27 protein-coding genes are annotated in these 24,001 nt (G+C 43.6%); 17 read left to right on the forward strand and 10 right to left on the reverse strand.

What is annotated here, in order from left to right; translation table 11 throughout:
• Positions 1 to 18: 18 nt before the first annotated feature.
• Positions 19 to 1,005 carry a UDP-glucuronic acid decarboxylase family protein gene (locus ABIB39_RS06230; protein WP_354428258.1) on the reverse strand — a complete coding sequence of 329 codons (987 nt, stop codon included), beginning with the start codon at positions 1,003 to 1,005 and terminating at the stop codon, positions 19 to 21.
• Complete coding sequence (locus ABIB39_RS06235) at positions 1,005 to 2,315, reverse strand: UDP-glucose dehydrogenase family protein (RefSeq protein ID WP_354428259.1); 1,311 nt, start codon at positions 2,313 to 2,315, stop codon at positions 1,005 to 1,007. The genes ABIB39_RS06230 and ABIB39_RS06235 overlap by 1 nt, the downstream gene beginning before the upstream one ends.
• Before the next feature lie 65 nt (positions 2,316 to 2,380).
• Here ABIB39_RS06235 and ABIB39_RS06240 point away from each other — a divergent pair, with 65 nt between their 5' ends.
• The 9 genes from ABIB39_RS06240 (at position 2,381) to hemH (ending at position 10,310) form a co-directional block, all read left to right on the forward strand.
• Positions 2,381 to 3,595: a 3-deoxy-D-manno-octulosonic acid transferase gene (locus ABIB39_RS06240; protein WP_354428261.1), complete on the forward strand. Its 1,215-nt coding sequence runs from the start codon at positions 2,381 to 2,383 to the stop codon at positions 3,593 to 3,595.
• Positions 3,596 to 3,739: 144 nt separating this feature from the next.
• Entirely contained in the window at positions 3,740 to 4,558 is an 819-nt protein-coding gene (locus ABIB39_RS06245) for an alpha/beta fold hydrolase (protein WP_354428262.1), read from the forward strand.
• Positions 4,555 to 5,181, forward strand: a complete 627-nt coding sequence (locus tag ABIB39_RS06250; RefSeq protein ID WP_354428264.1) for a 1-acyl-sn-glycerol-3-phosphate acyltransferase — start codon at positions 4,555 to 4,557, stop codon at positions 5,179 to 5,181. The genes ABIB39_RS06245 and ABIB39_RS06250 overlap by 4 nt, the downstream gene beginning before the upstream one ends.
• A gap of 19 nt (positions 5,182 to 5,200) precedes the next feature.
• Positions 5,201 to 5,809, forward strand: coding sequence for a lysophospholipid acyltransferase family protein (locus ABIB39_RS06255; RefSeq protein WP_354428266.1), 609 nt, complete (start codon positions 5,201 to 5,203; stop codon positions 5,807 to 5,809).
• Positions 5,809 to 6,897, forward strand: coding sequence for a glycosyltransferase family 2 protein (locus ABIB39_RS06260; protein ID WP_354428268.1), 1,089 nt, complete (start codon positions 5,809 to 5,811; stop codon positions 6,895 to 6,897). Before ABIB39_RS06255 ends, ABIB39_RS06260 begins: the two co-directional genes overlap by 1 nt.
• Positions 6,876 to 7,529: a carotenoid biosynthesis protein gene (locus tag ABIB39_RS06265; protein ID WP_354428270.1), complete on the forward strand. Its 654-nt coding sequence runs from the start codon at positions 6,876 to 6,878 to the stop codon at positions 7,527 to 7,529. The genes ABIB39_RS06260 and ABIB39_RS06265 overlap by 22 nt, the downstream gene beginning before the upstream one ends.
• A 110-nt stretch (positions 7,530 to 7,639) precedes the next feature.
• Positions 7,640 to 8,491, forward strand: coding sequence for a 4-hydroxy-3-methylbut-2-enyl diphosphate reductase (locus tag ABIB39_RS06270; RefSeq protein WP_354428272.1), 852 nt, complete (start codon positions 7,640 to 7,642; stop codon positions 8,489 to 8,491).
• Positions 8,492 to 8,517: 26 nt separating this feature from the next.
• The gene (locus ABIB39_RS06275; RefSeq protein WP_354428274.1) at positions 8,518 to 9,195 is read left to right on the forward strand and encodes a fatty acid desaturase; all 678 of its coding nucleotides are present in this window, start codon (positions 8,518 to 8,520) and stop codon (positions 9,193 to 9,195) included.
• Between the two features lie 98 nt (positions 9,196 to 9,293).
• The gene (hemH, locus tag ABIB39_RS06280) at positions 9,294 to 10,310 is read left to right on the forward strand and encodes a ferrochelatase (protein WP_354428276.1); all 1,017 of its coding nucleotides are present in this window, start codon (positions 9,294 to 9,296) and stop codon (positions 10,308 to 10,310) included.
• A 115-nt stretch (positions 10,311 to 10,425) separates the two neighbouring features.
• Here hemH and crtD read toward each other — a convergent pair whose 3' ends face one another.
• The 3 genes from crtD to ABIB39_RS06295 form a co-directional block, all read right to left on the reverse strand.
• A complete protein-coding gene (gene crtD, locus ABIB39_RS06285; RefSeq protein WP_354428278.1) occupies positions 10,426 to 11,898 on the reverse strand; it encodes a 1-hydroxycarotenoid 3,4-desaturase CrtD in 1,473 nt (490 codons plus the stop codon).
• Positions 11,899 to 11,946: 48 nt separating this feature from the next.
• The gene (locus ABIB39_RS06290; RefSeq protein WP_354428280.1) at positions 11,947 to 12,732 is read right to left on the reverse strand and encodes a hypothetical protein; all 786 of its coding nucleotides are present in this window, start codon (positions 12,730 to 12,732) and stop codon (positions 11,947 to 11,949) included.
• Between the two features lie 88 nt (positions 12,733 to 12,820).
• A complete protein-coding gene (locus tag ABIB39_RS06295; RefSeq protein WP_354428282.1) occupies positions 12,821 to 13,828 on the reverse strand; it encodes an aspartate-semialdehyde dehydrogenase in 1,008 nt (335 codons plus the stop codon).
• Positions 13,829 to 14,085: 257 nt separating this feature from the next.
• Between ABIB39_RS06295 and ABIB39_RS06300 the strand changes: the two genes are divergently transcribed.
• The 7 genes from ABIB39_RS06300 (at position 14,086) to ABIB39_RS06330 (ending at position 18,701) form a co-directional block, all read left to right on the forward strand.
• Positions 14,086 to 15,036 carry an NAD-dependent epimerase/dehydratase family protein gene (locus ABIB39_RS06300; RefSeq protein WP_354428284.1) on the forward strand — a complete coding sequence of 317 codons (951 nt, stop codon included), beginning with the start codon at positions 14,086 to 14,088 and terminating at the stop codon, positions 15,034 to 15,036.
• Between the two features lie 93 nt (positions 15,037 to 15,129).
• On the forward strand, positions 15,130 to 15,855 hold the full coding sequence (locus ABIB39_RS06305; protein WP_252759035.1) for a YebC/PmpR family DNA-binding transcriptional regulator: 726 nt from the start codon (positions 15,130 to 15,132) through the stop codon (positions 15,853 to 15,855).
• A gap of 87 nt (positions 15,856 to 15,942) precedes the next feature.
• Complete coding sequence (locus ABIB39_RS06310) at positions 15,943 to 16,158, forward strand: DUF2442 domain-containing protein (RefSeq protein ID WP_354428287.1); 216 nt, start codon at positions 15,943 to 15,945, stop codon at positions 16,156 to 16,158.
• Positions 16,159 to 16,240: 82 nt separating this feature from the next.
• Positions 16,241 to 17,230 carry a hypothetical protein gene (locus ABIB39_RS06315; RefSeq protein WP_354428289.1) on the forward strand — a complete coding sequence of 330 codons (990 nt, stop codon included), beginning with the start codon at positions 16,241 to 16,243 and terminating at the stop codon, positions 17,228 to 17,230.
• A gap of 17 nt (positions 17,231 to 17,247) precedes the next feature.
• Positions 17,248 to 17,652, forward strand: coding sequence for a hypothetical protein (locus tag ABIB39_RS06320; RefSeq protein ID WP_354428290.1), 405 nt, complete (start codon positions 17,248 to 17,250; stop codon positions 17,650 to 17,652).
• Positions 17,653 to 17,658: 6 nt separating this feature from the next.
• Positions 17,659 to 18,141 (forward strand): hypothetical protein, encoded by a 483-nt coding sequence (locus ABIB39_RS06325; protein WP_354428291.1) that lies wholly within the window; start codon positions 17,659 to 17,661, stop codon positions 18,139 to 18,141.
• Positions 18,142 to 18,191: 50 nt separating this feature from the next.
• Positions 18,192 to 18,701 (forward strand): phosphoribosyltransferase family protein, encoded by a 510-nt coding sequence (locus ABIB39_RS06330; protein ID WP_354428293.1) that lies wholly within the window; start codon positions 18,192 to 18,194, stop codon positions 18,699 to 18,701.
• A 40-nt stretch (positions 18,702 to 18,741) separates the two neighbouring features.
• On the opposite strand, the gene ABIB39_RS06335 is transcribed toward ABIB39_RS06330, so the two are convergent.
• From ABIB39_RS06335 to ABIB39_RS06345, 3 genes are read right to left on the reverse strand one after another with little or no spacing between them, the layout of a single operon-like run.
• On the reverse strand, positions 18,742 to 19,248 hold the full coding sequence (locus tag ABIB39_RS06335; RefSeq protein WP_354428294.1) for a shikimate kinase: 507 nt from the start codon (positions 19,246 to 19,248) through the stop codon (positions 18,742 to 18,744).
• 2 nt (positions 19,249 to 19,250) lie between these two features.
• The gene (locus ABIB39_RS06340; RefSeq protein ID WP_354428296.1) at positions 19,251 to 20,399 is read right to left on the reverse strand and encodes a BT_3928 family protein; all 1,149 of its coding nucleotides are present in this window, start codon (positions 20,397 to 20,399) and stop codon (positions 19,251 to 19,253) included.
• Positions 20,396 to 20,935 carry a DUF1599 domain-containing protein gene (locus ABIB39_RS06345; protein WP_354428298.1) on the reverse strand — a complete coding sequence of 180 codons (540 nt, stop codon included), beginning with the start codon at positions 20,933 to 20,935 and terminating at the stop codon, positions 20,396 to 20,398. The genes ABIB39_RS06340 and ABIB39_RS06345 overlap by 4 nt, the downstream gene beginning before the upstream one ends.
• A 121-nt stretch (positions 20,936 to 21,056) precedes the next feature.
• Here ABIB39_RS06345 and folP point away from each other — a divergent pair, with 121 nt between their 5' ends.
• Positions 21,057 to 21,911: a dihydropteroate synthase gene (folP, locus tag ABIB39_RS06350; protein WP_354428300.1), complete on the forward strand. Its 855-nt coding sequence runs from the start codon at positions 21,057 to 21,059 to the stop codon at positions 21,909 to 21,911.
• Here the strand turns inward: folP and ABIB39_RS06355 are convergent.
• Positions 21,901 to 22,290 (reverse strand): hypothetical protein, encoded by a 390-nt coding sequence (locus ABIB39_RS06355; RefSeq protein ID WP_354428301.1) that lies wholly within the window; start codon positions 22,288 to 22,290, stop codon positions 21,901 to 21,903. The genes folP and ABIB39_RS06355 overlap by 11 nt on opposite strands.
• A 113-nt stretch (positions 22,291 to 22,403) precedes the next feature.
• Positions 22,404 to 23,927: a GH3 auxin-responsive promoter family protein gene (locus ABIB39_RS06360; RefSeq protein WP_354428303.1), complete on the reverse strand. Its 1,524-nt coding sequence runs from the start codon at positions 23,925 to 23,927 to the stop codon at positions 22,404 to 22,406.
• Between the last annotated feature and the right edge of the window lie 74 nt (positions 23,928 to 24,001).

A 24,001-nucleotide genomic window follows, 5' to 3' on the forward strand; every position in this document is an offset into this window, starting at 1 on the left:
TATGAAATGCCGAAAATACTATTGTTTATTGAAGTACTTGAAATCTTTATGCAGTATTTCTTTCTCAGGCAGCGATTTAAAGTATTCGTAAGTTATTTTTAAACCTTCGCTGCGCGATACTTTCGGCTCCCATCCCAAAATTGCACGTGCCTTTGTAATATCCGGGCGGCGCTGTTTAGGGTCATCGGTAGGTAGGGGCAGGCTTATCATTTGCTGATCAGTACCGGTAAGTTTAATGATCTCTTCTCCAAATTCGCGGATGGTAATTTCATCGGGGTTACCAATGTTCATCGGTTGTGCGTAATCGCTGTGCAGCAGGCGGTATATACCTTCCACAAGGTCATCAACATAACAAAACGAACGGGTTTGTGAGCCATCGCCAAACATGGTTAATGGTTCGCCGCGCAGGGCCTGGCCAATAAAGGCAGGCAAAACGCGTCCGTCGTTAAGGCGCATACGCGGGCCGTAAGTATTAAAGATGCGGATGATCCTGGTTTCTAAACCATGAAAAGTGTGGTATGCCATGGTAATAGCTTCCTGGAAACGCTTAGCCTCATCATAAACCCCGCGTGGGCCTACGGGGTTTACATTACCCCAGTACTCTTCTGGTTGCGGGTTTACGTTAGGGTCGCCGTACACTTCAGATGTTGAAGCAATAAGCATCCTTGCGCCTTTGCTGCGTGCCAAACCTAACAGGTTATGTGTACCTAATGACCCTACCTTTAATGTTTGGATTGGGATCTTCAAATAATCTATAGGGCTTGCCGGCGAAGCAAAATGCAGGATATAGTTAAGCTCGCCGGATACATGTACAAATGTGGATACATCGTGGTTGTAAAACTCAAAATTCTCCAGTTTAAACAAATGTTCGATGTTGCGCAGGTCGCCGGTTATCAGGTTATCCATACCAATAACGTGGTAATCTTCCTTAATAAACCTATCGCACAGGTGCGAGCCTAAAAAACCGGCTGCGCCGGTTATTAATATTCTTTTACGTTCTTCCATTAGCTAATTATTTTTCTGCCTATACTGTTGTAATAAAAACCAAGGTCAACCATTTTTTGCAGGTCGTATAGGTTACGCCCATCAAATATAACCTTGTTTTTTAAGCGATTAGTTATTTGATCAAAATTAGGATTGCGGAAAGCCGACCATTCGGTAACAATAAGTAAGGCATCAGCATCATCTAAAATTTCGTAGGCATCAGTACCGTAGGTGATCTTATCGCCCACCAGTGCTTTAACATTTTTCATCCCTTCAGGGTCGAACACGCTGAGGGTTGCCCCTTCTTTCAAAAGCTCATCAATAATGTATAATGCAGGTGCTTCGCGGATATCATCCGTTTCCGGTTTAAAGGCAAGGCCCCACATGGCAAATTTTTTGCCTTTAAGGTCGCCGTTGTAATATTTTTTCAGTTTTTGAACAAGTACCTTTTTCTGGATCTCGTTAACTTCCATTACCGAGTTAAGGATCTTAAAGTCGTACTTGTTCTCTTCGGCCGATTTTGCCAAAGCCTGTACATCTTTAGGGAAACAGCTGCCGCCATAGCCAATACCCGAGAACAGGAAGCGGTTACCAATACGATTATCGGCACCAATACCACGGCGCACCATATCAACATCGGCACCAACCAGTTCGCAAAGGTTGGCAACCTCATTCATGAATGATATTTTGGTAGCCAGGAAAGAGTTGGCGGCATATTTTGTTAATTCGGACGAGCGCTCGTCCATAAATATCACCGGGTTGCCCTGACGTACGTATGGTGCGTAAAGCTCCGCCATTAATTTGCGTGCGCGTTCGTCGGTAGTACCAACAACCACACGGTCGGGTTTCATAAAATCTTCTACAGCTACACCTTCCCTTAAAAACTCGGGGTTTGATACCACCGCAAATTCTACGCTGGTGTTTTCGTTCATTACCGCGGTAACTTTATCGGCAGTACCAACCGGCACGGTGCTTTTTGTTACTATAACTTTATAGTCGGTAACTAACTTTGCAATGTCTTTAGCTGCGCCCAAAACGTAGCTAAGGTCGGCAGAGCCGTCGCCACCCGGAGGGGTTGGCAACGCCAGGAAAATGATTTGCGCATCGGCAATTGCCTCGGCCAGGTTATTGGTGAATAATAACCTTTTTTGGCTGATGTTACGGTGAAAAAGTAACTCCAGGCCCGGCTCGTATATTGGAAGCTGACCTTCCTGCATCATTTTAACCTTTTGTTCGTTAATATCAACACAGGTTACCTCATTACCGGTTTCTGCTAAACATGTGCCTGTTACCAGGCCCACATAACCTGTTCCAACAACAGCTATTTTCATAAATACTTTTTGTTATTAATGTTATTACTTTTATGCCGAACGAAGATAGGAATACAAATTAAAAAATGCTTGTACTGTACAACATCGGCATCAACTTATACTACACACTTGTGTATATGGTTTCACTTTATAAAAATAAAGCCAGGTTGTGGATAAACGGCCGCAAAGATCAGCAGGTACAACAGTTAGAATCCAGCATTTGGTTCCATTTTGCGTCGTTAGGCGAATTTGAACAGGGAAGGCCGGTTTTAGAGGCTGTTAAAAACGACCACCCACAGTACAAAATTGTACTAACTTTTTTTTCGCCATCGGGATACGAGGCACGTAAGAATACCCCGCTGGCCGATGCTGTGTATTATTTGCCTCTTGATACGGCGGGCAATGCCCAGCAGTTTGTGGATGCGATTAAGCCCGTAATGGCCATATTTACCAAGTACGAATATTGGTACCACTTTTTTAACGAATTGCATAAGCAGCATGTGCCTTTATACATGGTATCGGGCATCTTTAGGCACAGGCAGGTGTTCTTTAAATGGTATGGCGGCCTGCACCGCAAAATGCTAAAAATGGTAACCTGGTTTTTTGTACAGGATATACCCTCGAAACATTTATTGCACGATGCGGGCATCACCAACGTAACAATTAACGGCGATACCCGGTTTGACCGGGTATGGGCAAACGCAGGGCAACCAAAATCATTAAAATTTATTGCCGAATTTAAAAACGGACAAAAGCTATTTATAGCGGGCAGTACCTGGCCGCAGGATGAAAAATTGTTACCACAGCTTATCGCCCAACACCCCGACTGGAAATTCATTATTGCCCCACACGAGATAGGCGAGGATAAGATAGCCGGATTGATGAGCTTGCTGCCGAAAGAAACAACCGTAAGGTTTTCACAATTACCGCCGCAATCCGCACCTTACACTACGCTCATCATCGATAACATCGGCATGCTCTCCTCGCTTTATGAATACGCAGATATTGCTTACATAGGCGGGGGCTTTGGCGCGGGTATCCACAATACATTAGAAGCCGCTGCCTTTGGGATGCCTGTTATCTATGGTCCTAAGTATCATAAATTTAAAGAAGCCCGTGACCTTGTGGAACTTAAGGCAGGGTTTGCTATTAATAGTCCGGACGAATTAAACGCCATTACAAGTTTGTTAATGAACGACGAAACCGCCCGCTATGCTGCTGCTGTAATCGCGAAAAATTACGTAGCGCAAAATGTGGGTGCAACCGAAGCAATAAGGGCGTATATAAAGGAGAGGCACTAAAAGAGTATAAACAAGAAGTGTCATTTCCAACGAGGTACGAGGAGAATCTTTTACCATGCAAGTCTGCTCAACGCTTATATAAGATTTTCTCTATCGTTAGAAAATGACACGCATATTAAGAGAGTAATTCTTAATATTGCCGCTATGGGCTTTTTGGACATCCCCGGCTTAGGTAAGGCACACTTTCATGAATACGGCAGCGGCAGCAAACCCCTGTTGGCCTTTCACGGTTACGGGATGACGGGCAGGCAGTTCCATGTGCTCGAAAAATCCATCCTTAAAGATTACCACGTTTACGGTTTTGACCACTTTTTTCATGGCGAAAGCAAACTGGGAGACTGGACCGAGCAGCAAATTGTAGCCGGTATGCCCAAGCCAATGGTAAAGGCCTATTTGGAAGAGTGGTTTAAACTGTACGGTAAGCAGCGGTTTTCAGTAATGGGGTATTCTATTGGTGCCAATGTAGCCCTGATATTGGTTGAAGAATATGCCGACCTGATTGATGAAATTATCCTGATGGCGCCCGACGGTTTATCGGTATATAAAGGCTTCAATTTTTTAACATTTAAGCCAATAGGTAAGTACCTGTTTAGGCGCGTTACCAAAAGCAAATGGCTTGCACCAACACTGCTTAAAAATCTTAAAAAAGTAAAGTTTATTGACGAGAGCCTGTATCACATTGCCTACAATGAAATTGATACCGAACAAAAACGGCAGGATGTTTATTATACCCTAAACCTTATCCGTTTGTTAAAGCCCGATACCCATAAAATAGCAGCGCTCATCAATCGGCACAATATTAAATGCAGGCTGATATTTGGCAAGCATGATAATTTGTTCCCGATGAAGGCCGCAAAGCCGTTTATTGATCTGCTGCCAAATGCCGAAGTGCACGAGGTAAATATGGGGCATTGGCTGGTTACCAAACAACTGGATGAGTATTTATTAAATTTACCGCAATGATACCTGCCCGCCGCGTAAAACTTTTTAGCAACTGGTTTGCCATGTATATGCGTTACCGTATGCGCAAAGCTTTTAACCGGCTGGTGGTTGCAAATAAAGTTGTTATAAAACCAGGGCATTCTATCTTGTTGCTATGTAACCATTTTGGTTGGTGGGATGGTTTTTTGGCCAACTACCTGGCGTATTGGCACCTGTTTCGTAAATCGTATGTTATGATGCAGGAAGACCACCTGAAAAAGCGTATGCTGCTGAACCTGTTCGGCGGATTTTCGATAAACAGATCATCGCGTGAAATGGTTAAATCCTTGCAATACGCTGCCGGTTTGCTCAATAATCCCGAGAACCTGGTGGTGGTATTTCCGCAGGGCGAATTGATATCCAACCATACCAACGAAATTAAGGTAGAAAAAGGCATCGAACGCCTCATTAAAAATATAAAAGGCCCCTGCCAGATCGTGTATAACTGCGCGCTGATAGATTATTTTGAAAGCCTTAAACCGTCGGTATTTTTCCACCTGTTTGATTGCGGCATAGCAGGCGAAGTGCCCTTTGATGAGCTGGTAGAAAAAATTAATACCTGTCATCAACAAGCCCTGAAAGCTCAGATAGATGTGGAGCATTAATCTATAAATCCGAAATTTCATGATCTATCCGCAGAAAAATAAATTAATCACATGGTTCTTTCACAATTACATCCTGCGGATCGTAAAGGCGGATTTCCACGCGGTAAAGTTTAATGCGGTAGAGGTAGAGAGGGGTAAGTCGGTATTGCTATTAGCTAACCACTTTAGCTGGTGGGATGGGTTTTTAATGTACTACATAAACCATAAAGTATTTAAGAAGCGTTTCCATGTGATGGTGATCGAAGAAACGGTTAAAGAGGTATCTTTTTTTAAATATATGGGGGCGTTTTCGGTAAGTAAAAGCTCCCGCGAGATGCTGGCTTCGCTTGATTATGCCGCGCAGTTACTGAACGACCCTGAAAACCTGGTGCTGATATTCCCGCAAGGTAAACTATATTCCAACTTTGTTGATGAGGTTGATTTTCAAAAAGGCCTCTCGAAAATAATGCAACAGGCTGCCGGGAAATTTCTAACCATAATGGCCGCGACATTTATTGAGAACCTGCAATATAGAAAGCCGACGGCAAACGTTTACTTAAAAGTGGAGGGCGATCTGTCAGACGTACAAGCCGCCTATCAGCAACATTACGACAACGCCAAACAGCAGCAAACCAAAATAGTAATATAGTGATAATTGCCCTATTAGTAACCTTTATATTCCTGATACTGCGCTTTACGGTTACGCTGTTCAATTTTATTTCGAACCCAAAATTACCGCGGATAGGCAAGCATTATGAGGATAAGGTTTCCATCCTCATCCCGGCCCGCAATGAGGCGGAAGACATTATCACCTTACTGCAATCCATTGTTGAGCAGGATTACAGCAGCTATGAGGTAATTATCCTGGATGATAACTCAACGGATGATACTTATACGCTTTGTGACAATTTTGCGGCGAAAAATAAGCGTTTTAAGGTAATAAAAGGCGATGTATTGCCTGCCGGATGGCTTGGTAAAAATTATGCCTGCCACCAACTGGCCCAACACGCCACCGGCGATTATTTCTTGTTTTTAGACGCCGACGAAAAGGTTTACAATGGCTTAATAAATAGTGCGGTCCACCGTATTAACTTGCGCGGGTTAAGTTTGCTGAGTTTGTTTACAAACCAAACCATGATAACCCCCGGCGAAATAATTGTGGTGCCCCTGATGCATTATATATTATTGAACCTATTACCGCTCAGGCTGGTTTACCTGGTTAAAAGTGCCGCTGTAGCGGCAGCCAGCGGGCAGTTTATGCTATTCAACGCCGGCGATTACAAACAATACCAATGGCACCAACAAGTGAAAAATAAGGTGGTAGAAGATGTAGAGATCATGAAACTGGTAAAGGCATCCAAGCTGAACGGCGAAGCATTACTTGCCAACGGGATGATAAGTTGCCGCATGTATAAAGGCTATAATGAAGCGATAAACGGGTTTGGAAAAAACTTTTTGGCCGCTTTCAACTACAATATCATTGGCTTTTTGATTTACCTGCTGTTGATTATTGGCGGGCCCGCCATTGTGGTCATGACCATGAACCTTAATTTTATATTGATGATGGTTGGATTGATTGGGTTAACCCGTATCATGATCTCGCTATCAGCCGGGCAAAATGCTTTGCTCAACCTGTTTTTACACCCGGTACAGATGTTTAATTTATTGCTTATAGGCATAACATCCATACAGAAATACCTCACTAAAACTACAGTATGGAAGGGCCGCCGCATATGAGCATCCCGCCACGGATAGCCATCGGTATCATCATCCTGTTCCACATAGTTGGGTTGGTTGGCTTATCATTGCCGGTAAGCAGGCCGTTGTTTTTACAGATAGTACCTTTCCATTTATTGCTGATGCTTGGCGTTATTGTATTCAGTCATCATAAACTGAACAGTAGCTTCGGGATATTTATCTTACTTATATTTTGGCTCGGCTTTTTAGCCGAGTGGATAGGGGTGCACAAAGGCTGGCTTTTTGGTAATTATACCTATGATAGTACGCTCGGCATGAAACTATTCGGCATCCCGCTGATGATAGGCGTCAACTGGTTTTTACTAATCTATGTAACCGGCGTAACGCTGCAACGCAGCCGTTTAAGAAGCATTTTTTTTAGAGTGATAGCAGGTGCCGGTTTGCTAACTACACTTGACGTGTTGATAGAACCCATCGCCATTAAGTTTGATTACTGGCATTGGCTTGACGGAAGCATCCCGCTAAAAAATTACCTGTGCTGGTTTTTAGTAAGCGCAGTAATGCTGTATATTTTTGAACTGTTCCGGTTTAAAAAGCAAAGTGTTGCCGCACCTGCTTTGCTGGTAACGGAGTTTGTATTTTTTGGGCTGTTAAATTTGTTGGTGCTTTAGTAATCTCGTCAATCCTGAAAATCGGCGTAATTCCGGTTTAAAAACAATGACCAACCTTTTACCGTTAACATTTCGCCTTTCACTTTATAAATAGTTATTTTTGTACTACAATGGGTGATTATCAGCTACAAGTTACTATAGACCAGGATTCGGGCTTTTGCTTCGGGGTGGTTTACGCTATTGATATGGCCGAAGAGATATTGGCCGAAGATGGTTACCTGTATTGCCTGGGCGATATTGTGCACAACGACGAAGAGGTGGAGCGCCTGAAAGCTCTTGGCCTGCGTATTATTGAGCACGAAGAACTGGTTAACCTGCGCAACGAGAAAGTACTTATCCGCGCGCATGGCGAAGCACCCGAAACTTACAGGATAGCTTTAGAGAATAATATTACACTTATTGATGCATCGTGCCCGGTAGTTTTAAAACTGCAGAACCGCATCAAAACATCATACGATAATAACGAGAAAATCCTGATCTTCGGGAAGCATGGCCATGCCGAAGTGGTAGGTTTGCAAGGCCAAACCAATGGCGATGCCTTGGTTTTCCAGGATATTACCGAGCTTGACGATGCTGAACTGCCCGCCAGCTTTACGCTTTATAGCCAAACTACCAAAAGCATGGAGAAGTTTTACAACGTAAAAGAGCAATTGCTATCGCGCGGGTACGAGGTTAAGGCCAACGATACTATTTGCCGCCAGGTGAGTAACCGTGATAAGGACCTGCCCGCTTTTGCGGTAAAGTTTAATAAGGTGGTATTTGTATCGGGCAAAAAATCCTCAAATGGTAAAGTGCTTTATGAGGTATGCCGCAAGCATAACCCGAACACTTACTTTGTATCATCTATTAGCGAGTTGAACCCAACTATGTTTAGCCAAGGCGATAAAATAGGCATTGCCGGCGCTACATCAACCCCTATGTGGTTGATGCAACAAGTAAAAGCCGAACTGGAAAGCTATTAGCAGCACGCTTATTGCTTTATAAAATTGTGGTTCAAAAATCCCCATCATATACCGGTTTATTTATTGCCCTGCTTGTGCTCGGTAGCTGGATTACGTCAACTGTTTTACTGATGCAATGGCAGATTGATTTTACAAATCCGCTGCTGTATTTGATGATCCTGGTGCAAATGCACCTTTACACCGGCCTGTTTATTACCGCTCACGATGCCATGCACGGTACTATTGCACCTAATAATGTTTTAAATAATAGTATCGGATTTATTTGCACGTTCATGTACGCCTCGTTCTGGTACCCTAAACTATACACTAAGCACCACCAGCACCATAACCATGTACACACGGATGCCGACCCGGATTACCATAAAGGGACGTTTTTGAGATGGTATGTACAATTCATTCGTAACTATCTGTCCATCTGGCAAATTGTGATTATGGCGATTGTATTTAATGTGCTAAAGATTTGGATCCCGCAGCTTAACCTTTTATTGTTTTGGGTGGCGCCATCATTACTAAGCACATTACAGCTATTTTACTTTGGTACCTACCTGCCACACAAAGGCGAACACGATAATAAACACCAATCGCGCAGTTTACGGCGCAACCATTTCCTGGCATTTTTTAGCTGTTATTTTTTTGGTTACCATTACGAACATCATGATGCTCCCTGGATGCCCTGGTGGAGGTTGTGGCAAGTGAAAAAATAACCAATACGTTTGTTAGTTATCTTTCTAAATTAACATTAGCCTGATATTTAACACTTACAATCACAAATACTTATTTTATTTTTGCACCCGTATAAATTATGGCAAAAAAGGGAGTTTTACTGGTAAACTTAGGTACGCCGGATAGTCCGTCGACAGCGGATGTACGCAAGTATTTGAACGAATTTTTGATGGATGGGCGCGTTATTGACGTTAATGCAGCGCTACGCACCGTATTGGTAAAAGGCATTATCGTCCCGTTTAGGGCGCCAAAATCGGCTAAACTTTACCAGGCTATCTGGGATAAAGAAACCGGCTCGCCGTTATTACACTACAGTTTATTACAACAGGCAGCTTTACAGCAACGCCTTGGCAATGGCTACATGGTTGAGCTGGCTATGCGTTACCAAAGCCCTTCTATAGAATCTGCCCTGCAGCGTTTAAAAGATGCTTTGATTAGCGACATTCAGGTGATCCCGCTCTTCCCTCAATATGCATCAGCAAGTACAGGGTCTGTACAAGAAAAAGTGATGGACCTGGTTAAGGAATGGCAAACCATCCCTACAATATCATTTCTGAATTCGTTCCACGATAACGAACTGATGATAGAGACCTTTGCTGATAATGCTGCGAAATATCAACCCGAAACTTACGACCATATCCTGTTCAGTTTTCACGGTTTGCCACAGCGCCAGCTAAAAAAATGCGACCATACGCACAGCTACTGCCTGCAGGTTGATGGTTGCTGCAATACTTTAAATGATACCAATAAATTGTGCTACTCGGCGCAATCGCACGATACCGCCCGCCTGATTGCCGGCAAAATGAATTTGCCAAAAGACAAGTACACCGTTTGTTTTCAGTCGCGCCTGGGCAGCGACCCATGGGTGCAGCCCTACACCAGCGAGGTGATTGCCCATCTGGCTAAAGAAGGTAAAAAGCGCCTTTTGGTATTTTGCCCCGCCTTTGTTGCCGACTGCCTGGAAACCGTTTTTGAAGTAACCCGCGAATATGGCGACGAATTTAAAGCGCTCGGTGGCGAACATGTGCAATTGGTAGAGAGCTTAAACGACTCCCCAAAATGGATTGAAGCGCTTGCGGGGATGGTTGAAGAATAGAACAAGAGATAAGAATCAAGAGATAAGAATCAAGAGCCAAGAATCAAAACAAGTGCCCTTTCCCCCTCGCGTCATTGCTTCGTAACTCGCAAAAATGGGTTGTTGAAATAGATTGTTATTTTATAATATCCGCAGTGATCTTCGCTGATAATAAACAAAGCGGTATCCCGCCGCCCGGGTGGACACTTCCTCCGCAAAAATATAACCCCTCCACTTTTGACGATTGATTGGCATGCCTCAAAAATGCCGCGAACTGATTGTTGGAACTTGTGCCATAGATAGACCCTTTATAAGAAGATGTTTTGCTTTCGATGCTGCGCGGATCAAGGATGCTCTCGCTGACTATTAATTCGCTAATTCCTTCCCCCAAAATCCGCGATAACTTTTCAAGGATGTTTGCTTTTGCATACGCTATGAGCTTATCCCAATCCTGCCCGTTATTAGCGGGGACGTTGATCATCACAAACCAATTTTCGCACCCGGCGGGCGCATCGTCTGTTTTATATTTCGAGCTGACGTTGAGGTAAACGGTAGGGTCGTGGTAAATATCCTGCTGTTTCCAGATGTGGTCGAACTCCGCCTTGTAGTCCGCGCTAAAAAATATGTTATGAAGGTCCAGTTCAGGGAATTGCTTTTTTATCCCCCAGTAAAATATCAATGCCGAACTGCTGCGCTCCTGGTTTAAAATTTTCTGCGGATGTAGCTTTGGGTATTTGCCAAGCAATTGCTTATAGGTAAACCAAACATCCATGTTAGATACCACAATATCCGCTATAATATTTTCGCTTTTGGCGCGGATGCCTTTTGCATTGCTGTTGATGACAACAATTTCATCCACCTTATAATTGTAATGAAACTTTACATCCAGTTCTTCGGCAAGCTTCACCAGACTTTGGGTAACGCTGTACATACCGCCGTTGGGGAAGTATGCGCCAAAATGATGCTCGAGATGTGGGATAACATTCAACGTGGCCGGCGCCTGGTACGGATCCGAACCATTGTAAGTGGCGTATCGGTCAAAGAATTGCACTACCCGCGCATCCTTAAACCCCGAAGCATTTGCCTTGTGCATGGTACGGAACGGGTCTATCTTAGGAAACCTGATTATAGACTTTATTGTATCCCACCGCAAATAAGTCTTTAACTTATGCAGCGACCGCTCTAAGAAAACGTGATTGGTAATGCTGTAAATATCGCTGCTGTTTGCCAGGTGTTTAATAACGGCAGTAGCAGGTTCGCCGGTTTTATCCTGGATCTCTTGCGCAAATTGTTGGGTATCGGCGTAGGCGCTTAAGCGTGTGCCATCCTCATAAAAATATTTGCAAACTACATCCAGCTTTTGGTAGGTAAAGTAATCGGCCGGGTTTTTACCGGCGAGGTGAAAAAGTTCGTCCACGTATTGTGGCATAGTAAAAAGGCTTGGCCCGGCATCAAAGCGGTAGCCGTTCTGCTCAAATTGGGAAAGCTTGCCACCGGGGTAACTGTTGGCCTCGTAAACCTCCACCGCGTAACCCTTAGCCGCCAAACGGATAGCTGTTGCTATACCAGCTATACCGGCACCAATAATTACAGCTTTTTGTTGAGGCATGGGGTAAAGATAAGGAAACCCCCTAACCCCCTAAAGGGGGAATAGAATTTAACTTTTTACCTTTTCAAAATATTGTCCGTTGAATTTATAAGTAATGAATTTGCTTGTTACTTTACCGTTTAAAGCAACCAATGGGATGCTGATGGTTTTTGTAACGGCATCAAAAGTAATAGTTGGCCTTTTTTCAAATGCAATATCCACCACCGAAAAGAAATCATAGGTGTAGTTTATTTTACTGCGCATGCCGGATTGCGTTTTAATCAGTTTAACATCCTCATTCAACTTCCCGTTTTCTATTGCAAATATTTGGATGCCTCTTCCGGCGTCTTTAGAGGAATAGATGCGGCCATAAATGCCCAGGTAATATGTTTTACCACCGTTTTTAAATGTGTACAGATTATTAAAGAGCGGTATGTAGTTACCTTCCGTGCTGGTCCATAATATGGATTGTGTTTTTTGCCCAATCTTATATTGCAGCATATTTGCAAAATCGTGCATGGTGCCGCCCAGCCAGGTGTCCCATGAGTAGATCCTGAAAAGCCCGTCTGCAGAAGTGAATATGTCCAGGCGCTCGTTTTTTAAGGATGCAAACGGCTCATTAATAGTAGCGGGATATTGTTGCGTGTATGTTTTTAACTTTTTTTCGAAAGTGCTGTTTGCCTTGATGAGCGAATCGTCCGCTCCGGCAGTGCCTTTGCGTTGTTCATCATCCCAATAACTTATTTTTTTGAATGATTTTAATAGATCATTCTCAACTGTATTTGCGTTTTGGGCAAAGGCTGCCCGGGCAAAAAATAAAATGACAGTGAGTGGGCACAGCTTTAGAAATTTCATCGTAAAATAAAAATAGGGATAATCTAACGACTATCCCTATTTGTTTATTTTCTTAAGCCCTTTCCTTTGGAGAAGGTTGGGTGAGGCTCTACACTTCTACAGCCTGTCCTATCAAATGCTTTTCAGCTAAATACTCTGCAATTTGCACCGCGTTTGTGGCGGCACCCTTACGCAGGTTGTCAGATACTATCCAGCAGTTAAGGGTGTTGTCCTGGCTTTCGTCGCGTCGAAGGCGGCCTATAAATACATCGTCTTTATCGTGCGCGTCAAGCGGCATTGGGTATTTCAGGTTAGCGGTATCGTCAACCACAACAATACCCGGCGAGTTCGCTAAAAGCTGGCGTACTTCGCTCAGGTCAAAATCATGCAAAAACTCGATGTTAACCGACTCCGAGTGGCCGCCCATAACCGGGATGCGCACAGTGGTTGCGGTAACTTTGATGCTATCGTCGCCCATGATCTTTTTGGTCTCCAATATCATTTTCATCTCCTCTTTGGTATAACCGTTCTCGGTAAACACATCAATCTGAGGGATCACGTTAAGATCGATAGTGTAAGGGTAAACCTTTGGCCCATCAATGCCCTTACGCTCGTTGAAAAGCTGTTCAACCGCTTTTACGCCTGTACCGGTTACCGATTGGTAAGTTGATACCACAACGCGTTTAATTTTATAAGTATCGTGCAGTGGTTTTAAAGCCACTACCATTTGTATGGTAGAGCAATTTGGGTTCGCGATGATCTTGTCATCAGCGGTAAGTACATCCGCGTTAACTTCGGGCACAACCAGTTTCTTGGTTGGGTCCATACGCCATGCCGATGAATTATCGATAACAGTAATGCCTGCCGCTGCAAATAAAGGGGCCTGCTCTAAAGATGTGCTGCCACCGGCACTGAAAAGTGCAACGTCCGGCTTTTGCTTTATCGCATCCTCAACAGAAACCACCTTAAATTGCATACCCTTAAAAGTGATCTCTTTACCAATACTTTTTGCGGATGCTACGGGAATTAATTCTGTAACGGGGAAGTTGCGTTCTGCAAGAACCTGCAACATTTTAGTGCCTACCAACCCGGTGGCACCTACTACGGCGACTTTCATTTCTGTTTTTAAATTATGTGTGTATGTTGATTAAACTCCAAATATGCGATTTTTTTCGGAAATGTCTACTAAATTGGTATGCAAAATGTCTGAACCTGAATTTATAGAATTAAGTGAATTTTTGAAATGAATAGTGATCGCAGCCTATTTCTAACTTCAATAATTCAATAAAGTCCCTCAAATTTCATCAATTCGGGTTCAGACAAAATTCGGGTTCAGACAAAATAATTTACCTTTGTACCCAAACCTGTGACTGCATGAGCGAAAAGATTTTAGTGATTGGCGCCAATGGCCAAATAGGTACCGAACTGGTAACGGCTTTAAGGAATATACATGGTGCCGAAAACGTCATCGCGTCAGATATAAACAGCCCAAACTATGCATTGCGCAATACCGGCCCGTTCGAGTTTGCCAACGTGCTGGATAAGGATAACTTGCACCATTTATTTGACAAGCACCGCCCCACGCAAGTATATTTGCTGGCCGCCATACTGTCTGCCGTAGGCGAACAAAAGCCAAAAATGGCCTGGGACCTTAACATGACCGGCTTGCTTTACGTACTTGATTTTGCCGTTGAGTTTAAAACTTCAAAAATATTCTGGCCAAGTTCCATCGCTGTTTTTGGGCCACATTCGCCACAATATAATACGCCGCAGTATTGCGTTATGGACCCTAACACGGTTTATGGCTTTAGCAAACTGGCCGGCGAACGCTGGTGCGAGTATTACTTTACAAAATATGGTGTTGATGTGCGCAGCATCCGTTACCCCGGCCTTATTGGCTGGCGTGCAAACCCGGGAGGCGGCACTACAGATTACGCGGTGCATATTTTCCACGAAGCGTTAAAGCAAGGAAAATACCAGGGCTTTTTATCGGCACAAACGGCATTGCCAATGATGTATATGGACGATGCCATCCGCGCTACTATTAATTTGATGGATGCACCTGCCGAAAACCTGAGCATCCGGTCGAGCTATAACCTGGCAGGAATCAGCTTTACACCAGAGCAACTGGCCGAAGAAATTAGAAAGCATATCCCCGATTTTGAAATGAGCTACGCCGATAACGACCCGCGCCAGGCCATTGCCGATAGCTGGCCAAAATCGATAGATGATACGCAGGCACAGCAGGATTGGGGCTGGCAGTTAGATTACGACCTTCCTAAAATTACGGAGGATATGCTAACCAATTTAAAAAATGTAATTTAGAGCCCCCTAACCCCCTGAAGGGGGAACAAGTAGGCTTATGGTATAACAATAAAAAAATATCCGGCTCCCCCTTTAGGGGGCTGGGGGGCTAATATGGGAAGAGCATTCGAATTCCGTAAAGAAAGAAAATTTAAGCGTTGGGCCAAAATGGCCGTGCAGTTTACCCGTTTGGGGAAAGAGATAGTAATGGCGGTAAAAGCCAACGGTGGCGATCCTAATACCAACTCGCGGTTGCGCACGGCTATCCAAAACTCAAAGGCAGTTAACATGCCTAAGGATAGGGTGGAGGCCGCTATTAAACGTGCCACAAGCCGTGATGAAAAAGATTACGAAGAAATTGTTTACGAAGGATATGCACAGCATGGTGTGGCTATTTTGGTAGAAACCGCTACTGATAACCTTAACCGTACCGTAGCCAACGTACGTAGCTATTTTACTAAATATGGCGGTACGCTGGGCAAAACAGGTTCGCTGGATTTTATCTTCAGCCGCAAATCTGTATTTACGTTTGACCCGGGCGACCGCGACCTGGAAGAACTGGAATTTGAATTGATAGATGCCGGATTAGAAGACCTTTTTGTGGAGGCCGACGAAGAAGGAAATGATATTGCCGTATTACACACCGCATTTGAAAACTTTGGCAAGATGCAAAAAGCGTTAGAAGAGATTGGCATCGAAACCAGATCTGCTAAGTTGGAGCGTGTTGCACAATCAAATATATCGGTAACCGAAGAACAGTCTGTTGATGTTTTCAAGATCATTGACCGTTTAGAGGAAGATGACGACGTGCAGGCGGTTTACCATAATATGGCGGAGTAATAAATTTGAAGATTTGAAAATGAGGTGATTTGAAAATTGCCTATTCATTTTCAAATTTTCAGATCAATAAATTTTCAAATTTAAAACATGCCACTATTTTCATCAAGCAAACAAAAAAAAGAAGTCAAGGTAACCTTTGCTAATGGTTTGCTTTTTGTGGAACGTGCCGATGGCAAGCAGCAAGCTTTCCCGCTGGAGTGGTTCCCAAAACTGATGAAGGCTACGGACGAGGAACGCGGGGACTGGAAACAAACAGCAACCGGCATCCATTTTAATACGCTGGATGTGGATGTAGCGCTGTAGATGTGAGACATTAGATATGAGATTTGATACGAGAAGGCTTCTGTCTAACATCTAAAATCTCATATCTCAAATCTAATATAGAATGACTTTTGAAGAGTTTTTTAATAAGAAGCGGATAGACCTTGTTGCCTTAAAGACAGCAGAGCCGGGCCTGTTTGCCGAATTTGAAAAACACTTTACCCAAATGGGCGAGAAAAGCTTCGACCATACCAAAAAATACTGGTTCAATAAGTTGAGGCTGCAATATCACCTGGCACCCGAGCAAAAGCCGGAAAAGATACACCTTGAAAATCAATTGGCCGAGCAAACCATTGTGGAAACGCTTACAGAAAGCATCCCCGCGCCATCCACGGGCTTTAAACCAAGATTTAAACCGGGAATGGTAAACAAGCCTGCGCAAACCAGCGATGTAAAAGACCTGCCCTTTACAGATAGCGCTACTTCAACGCCTGAAGTTAACGAGGCTGCCCAGACGAAAGACCAAGATCCTCCGTTTCAACAAGAAAAGGCTGCCATGCAAGATATGGCGGATAATACAGCACGAACAACTGATACAGGAGAAGTAAAGGCGGAAACACCTGCATCCAAACCAGGGTTTAAACCACGGTTTAACATAAAAATGACCCAGGGAAATGGGCCGCAAACTAAAGATTTTGATAAGGAAGTTGAGCCGGAAAAGAGTACCAACGAGCCGGAGGGGTCATCTGAACCTTCTACGCCAAAGCCTGCATTTAAACCACGCTTTAAAATGCAGATGGCCGCGCCCAAATCTGCGGACGCGGAGGAAGTAAAACCTGAAGCAGAACCTGCTAAAGAAGCTATCAAGCCAAATCCCGAAGTAAATGAAGCCACACCAAAACCGGGTTTTTTTAAGCCGCGGTTTAATATGAAGGCCCTGGCACCGAAACCTGACGAAGCCGAAGCGGCAAAAGTAGAGGAGCTTGCCGAAGAAACTATACCTATTGAGGAAGAAAAACCAGTTGTTGAAGACGCACCAGCTGCAACCAAACCTGCCTTTAAGCCAAGGTTTAATGCCAAAACAACCAAACCACGAACTCCACCCCAAGAATAATAAGATATACTACTGATATGGAAGCTGAAGAACTTTTTAACAAAGACAGGGGCGCAGAAGATAAACAGCCGAAGAAGGATAGCCCGCTGGTAAGTTTAGAACGCGACCTCAAATTTTTTAACGAATCTATTCGGGAGGTAGCCGTTGAAATTAGGGTTGAAGGGTTGTCGCTACACCCAATATTCATCGCGCATCAGCATGAAATTAAACTGGGTGAATTGATCCTTGACAGGATTGAACTGAACACCGCCTGGAGCATCCACGCATCAACCATTGAAGAATTTACAGAACGCGGCATTATCAAAGCCGAATTAAAAGAACGTTTTCTAACCACCTACAAAAACCCAAACGACTTTATGTGCCTGTTTGTGGTAGTTCCGGAGGGCGCAAATTTTGTATATTATCCGTACGTGAAAGGGTAAAAGCCAATGTCAATTAAAACGGTGAAGTTTAGAGATTGGATATTTGAAGTTGATGTTGAATTAACACAGCAAACGTATGCTAATGTTGAATTTGGCGGGGCCTACTCTTGTACTTGTGGTAATTGTAAAAATTATTTAGCATTTCGAGAAAGTGTATTTCCGGATAAAATAAAAGTGCTTTTTACACAATTGGGAATAGATTACACCAAAGAGGTTGAGATAATGACAAATCAAAAATTTTCAAATGGTTTTTATGACACAATTGGCTGGTTTCATTTTAAAGGTAGTATTGTAAGCGGAAAAAATGCCTATACACCTTTATTAGGAGGTGGTTATACTGTCGAGCTTACTTCCATAACGGATAATTTTCTGATTGGTTTTGACCCCGGCGATTTTATGGCATTTTTCGAAGATAAAGAAGGTTTAATAGAAGTAACTTTTCAAACAAATATACCTTGGGTAATTGACCCTAAACTTGAACAAGAATAGTTCCTACCATAGAAACTATTAATATATATTTGTTTTCAATTACAAATGCCATGTCTGATAAAAAGATCCTGATATTAAACCAGCAGCAAATACAGCAAAAGATAGATCGTATTGCTTACCAGATACTGGAAGATAACTTTGATGAGACCGAGATCCTGATCGCAGGCATTCTGCCTCGCGGCAACCATATAGCACAACGATTAAAAACCATTTTAGATAAAATTGCACCTTTTACAAGCCGTTTATTAACTATTGAGCTGGATAAACAAAGCAGCCAGCTTCATGCTAAAACTAATTTTTATGTGCAGGAGTGCAGTGATAAAGTAATTGTTTTGGTGGATGATGTGCTTAACAGTGGTAAAACCCTTGCCTATGGCTTCGGTGTGTTTTTGGATGTGCCACTTAAAAAATTACGCACAGTGGTATTGATAGACCGTAACCACAAGAATTTCCCGGTAACTACTGATTATGCCGGTATAGCACTTTCCACTGTTATAAAGGAGCATGTTGATGTTGTAATTGACGTGGAAGGACAGGAAGATGCGGTTTATCTGAGATAGAAAAGCCATATTAAGTAAATTGTCAAACGACAAGGTTAAATTATTTTAACCCCAAAACTTCTATCAATCCTTCTACACTCATGTCAATACCGCTAACCGTGTGGGTAGCCTGCAAATAAAAATCTTCGCGTTCGGCTAATTTGTGTTCAATAAACTCTACCAGTTCGTCGCCTTTTTTGCCTTGCAGAACAGGGCGTGGGGTTTTAGCGTTTTCCAAGCGGTTGCCTAACGCTTTGGGAGAAAGCTGGATATAAAGGGTTTGCCCATGGCTGTTCATCCAGTCCATATTATCAAAGAAGCAGGGCAGGCCGCCGCCGGTTGATATTACGGTATTCTGGGGATAGTCAGTTGTTTTTAAGATCTCACATTCCAGTTTGCGGAAGGAATCCTCGCCATGCGATGCGAAATACTCAGCTACAGTGGAGCCAACTTTTGCTTCGAGCGCATGGTCAAGATCAATAAAATCGTAGCCTAAGCCCGCTGCCAGTTTGCGGCCCCAGGAGGTTTTGCCGCAGCCCATAAATCCCACTAAAAATATCAGTCCCATTATTACTTGCTTAGGTAGGTTTTAACAATATCGTCGTACTTGGGCATGTTATGAAAATGCCATTTATTTACCACCACGCCATTTTTTATCAGCATAATACCGGGATTAGATCGCACCATACTTTTCAGCGGAACGCCATCAGCATAAAATAATTCGCTAACCAATTTATGTTCTTTGGCGAATTTTTGTGCACCCTCGGGCGCGTTAGAGGTAAGGAATATGGTACGGGTATTGTAATTCTGGGTTAGATTGGCAGCCAACGCGTTAATGCGGTTCACTGCTTCGGGGTTGGTTTCATCCAGATTATACGCTACTACCCACAAACTATAGAATGGGCTCGACAGCAATTCTTCATTATAATTATTCCCCTGCGCATCCTGGATGTTCAGGTCGCGAATCTTAGGTTCAAATCCTTTTTTGATCAGTTTGCTTTCCGAGGTACCCTGTACTTTCCAGGTGGTATCCTTCCAAATGCCCGATTTAAGGTATTCCTTGTCTGACATCGTTTTGGTATCCTGGGTGTTCTTGTTTTTCAATACATAAGTAACCTCAAATTCATCGGGTGCGGCACCCGGCGGGGTTTTCATTTCCTGCAAAATATTAGCGCCAAGCTTGTAGGGTAAAAAATCTAAAACTGGCAAAAAGTTATAAGTGTAAAGCCCGAAGCTTATGGAAATAATGGTAGCACCAATTAAAAGCCTGTCGCCGGTTTTGGTATTGGTTAAAGCTTTTACACTTTTGCGGTTTACAAATAATACGAGAACTAATAGCAGTAGTATCAGATCTTTAGTGAACGATTGCCAAGGCGTAAGCGGTATAGCATCACCAAAACACCCGCAGGTTTGCACCACTTTAAAGTACGCCGAGTAAAAGGTTAAAAACGCGAAGAAGATAATGAGCAACAATAACCCCCAAATAACCTGTATGGCGCGCGCACCAACAAGCAGGGCAAAACCGAGTATCATTTCCAGCGCGCAAAGCAATATGGATAAACTTAAAGCAAACCCGTTAAGCCACGTCATGTGGAATACTTCGAAATATTCTTCCAGCTTATAAGAAAAGCCAAGCGGGTCATTAGCTTTTATCAGCCCCGAAAAAATGAATAGCAAACCAACCGCTATACGGCAAAACCAGATCAGTTTGTTTCTCATTGCACCCCCAGTTTTATCAGCGCGAACACCGAGTAATTCAGCATATCCTGGTAGTTGGCCTTTACGCCTTCGGATGCAAGGGTTTGGCCCTTGTTATCTTCTATTTGTTTTACGCGGAGTATTTTCATCAAAATCAGATCGGTAAGGGAGCTGATGCGCATATCACGCCATGCCTCGCCATAATCATGGTTTTTTGCAAACATAAGCTCTTTGGTTTCTGTCACCTTGTTGTCGAAGATCACTTCCACCTCGGCAGCATCCAGTTCATAGGGTATCTCGGGGCCGCAATCCAGTTGCATCATAGCAATAACGCAATAATTTACAATGCCAATGTATTCGCCTGTAATGTCCTCGTCAATTTTAGAAACCTTTTTTTCTTCGAGCGTACGGATGCGCTGGGCTTTAATAAAGATTTGGTCTGTGATAGATTCTGGTCTTAGGATGCGCCACGCGGTACCGTAATCGCGGGTTTTTTTGACAAAAAGCCCCCTGCAAATATTAATGACCGCTTCGTATTCTGCTGCTGTGTTGCTCAATTTTTGTTGTAATGTTTTAATGTTACAAAGTTGAAATGTTGACGTTGTGAGATAGGAAAATTTGAATAAAGTTCACTTAACTTTACAACTTTCAAACCATTCAACGTTTCAACAAAACAAAGTGGCTAAAGATACATTTTTTCAGAAAAAAGTAACCGTAAATGCGGGCGGTAAATTGATAGACCTGTCCACTCCAAAAGTGATGGGCATCATAAATATCACGCCCGATTCTTTTTTTGCAGAAAGCCGGAAGATAACTGCCGAAGATGTGCTTTTACAAGCCGAAAAAATGCTGTTGGAGGGCGCTACATTCCTGGATATTGGTGCCTATTCGTCGCGCCCCGGTGCTGAAGATATTTCGGTACAGGAAGAAACTGATCGCCTGCTGCCCGCTGTTGAAGCTATCTCAGCTAATTATCCCGAAGCCATTATTTCAGTAGATACATTTCGCGCAAGCGTTGCGGAAGCGGCCATAAAAGCAGGGGCGCATATCATCAATGATATATCCGGCGGTAGCCTTGACGAAGATATGTTTGCCACCGTTGCCCGCCTGCAGGTACCGTACATTTTAATGCACATGAAAGGCAACCCGCAAACCATGCAGCAACTGGCCAATTATGAGGATGTTTTTGCCGAGGTGTACGACTACTTTGTGCAGAAGATATACCAGTTAAAGCAGTTAGGCGTGCACGATATCATCCTTGATCCCGGTTTCGGTTTTGCTAAGAAGGCCGAACATAGCTATGAGCTGATGAACCGGATGCAGGGATTTGAAAGTTTGCAACTGCCAATACTCGCCGGCATCTCCCGCAAAAAAATGATCTACGGCTTGTTAGATACCAACGCCCAACAAGCCCTTAACGGCACCACCGTTTTAAATACCATTGCGCTAATGAATGGCGCGAGTATTTTACGGGTGCATGATGTTAAAGAAGCTGTTGAAGCTGTGAAACTATACCAGGCAATTACTTCTTGATCCTGATGAACTGATAGGTTGGCCCGTCAGCTGCTGAACTTCCAATGTTAATGGTGTCGGCTTTAACGGCAAAAGCATCGGTATAATCAGGATTTGTAAATGTAATTGAACCTATTTTGTAGCCCTTATATTCATCTGTAAGGTTTAGTCTGTACTCGCCACGTGTTTCAGTTTTAGCAGCATCTGTTTTAAGGTACTTGCTGTTAATAGTGAATTGATAGGTTACTCTTTTATCAGCCTCAACTACTACAGCCGGGCCAAAGCCGCCGGATACCGACCTTAATTCCCATGTTCCATTAAGCGGAGATAGAGCAGGGTGATCTTTTTTGCAGGATGCCAGGCAGGCTATCACCGCAACCACTAGTAAAGCTTTTTTCATTTTGTTTAGTTTATATAACCCTTACGGCTACAGCCTTTGCAATGAAACAGGTATAATATTAAATGATAGTGAACTTTGTGTTAAATAATTGCAAGAAGGGGATTCGCAATACACTAATTTTTAATAAGCTCTGTCATTTTTAGAATAGCGTCCACATAATCGCGGTTGTTGGCGAGGCGTGGTACTTTATGCTGACCGCCGATTTTTCCTTGATCTTTCATCCAGTTAAAAAAGGTGTTTTGAGCGACGATCTTTACCTGTGGGCGGCGCAGGGCCATATCTTTAAAGCGTTTTGCGTCGTAATCGGAGTTTACGCGGCGCAGGGTTCCATCCAGCAGGTCAACAAAGCGTTCAAATTCGGCGGGGCGTTTTTCAAATTCTATCAGCCACTCGTGCGCGCCGCATTCTTTATCGTTGAAGTAGATAGGAGCGGCGGTATAATCCCGGATGATGGCACCGGTTTGCGAGCACGCTTCGGCAAGTGCACGTTCAGCATTGTCGATGATCAATTCCTCGCCAAAAGCATTTATAAAATGTTTGGTGCGGCCGGTTATCTGGATGCGATAGGGCACAAGTGAAGTAAAGCGCACCGTATCGCCTATCATATATCGCCATAAACCGGCGTTTGTAGTAATGATAAGCGCGTAGTTTTTATTCAGTTCAACCTCATCAAGCGTCAGCGTATTTGGGTTTTCCTGATGCAGGTTTTCAAGCGGTAAAAACTCGTAGAATATACCATAATCAAGCATCAGCAGCAAGTCGCCGGGCTCTTCCAGGTCCTGGATGCCAAAGAAACCTTCTGAAGCATTGTAGGTTTCCAGGTAATACATGTCATCATTCGGGATCAGTTTCCTGAATTGCTCGCGGTAAGGGGTAAAGTTTACCGCGCCATGGAAATAAAGCTCGAGGTTGGGCCAAACTTCCAGCAAGTTGTTTTTGCCGGTGATCTCCAGGATGCGTTTAAACAGCAGGATGTTCCACGTAGGCACACCGCTGATGCTGGTCACATTTACATCCTTGGTAGCATAGGCCATCTTTTCAATCTTCTCTTCAAAATTATCCAGCAGGGCGATGTCCAGATGTGGCGTACGGTAGAATTCGGCCCAAAGGGGCAGGTTTTTCATGATCACGGCAGATAGGTCGCCAAAAAAAGTGTCTGAATTTAACTGACCTATTTGATGGCTGCCGCCAAGTGTTAAACTTTTACCGGTAAAAATGCGGGCATTTGGGCGATTGTTAAAGTAGAGCGTAAGCATATCCTTTCCGCCCTTAAAGTGGCACTCCTCTAACGACTCTTCACTTACCGGAATAAATTTACTCCTATCGCTGGTGGTGCCCGATGATTTGGCGAACCAGCGGATCTCTGACGGCCAAAGTACATTTTGCTCGCCCTTTAGCATTCGCTCGATGTAGGGTTTTAGCGTATCGTAATTTTGGATGGGCACGCGCTCTTTGAACGTGGCAAGGTTTTCAATGCTTTTATAGCCGTATTGCTTGCCCCACTCGGTGTTTTCGGCACCGGCAATAAGCTGCTCAAACCATTCCTCCTGTACTTCGTTGGGGTATTTCATAAAAAGCTCTATCTGGTGGATCCGCTTTTTCATGAACCAGGTAAATACGGAGTTAAAAATGGTCATAGTAGAGAGTCAAGATGTTAGAATCAAGAGTCAAGATATAAAAAAATAAAGTTAATCCTAAAAAGGTTTATCAG

Source organism: Mucilaginibacter sp. UYP27, from assembly GCF_040547175.1.
Classification (GTDB): Bacteria; Bacteroidota; Bacteroidia; order Sphingobacteriales; family Sphingobacteriaceae; genus Mucilaginibacter.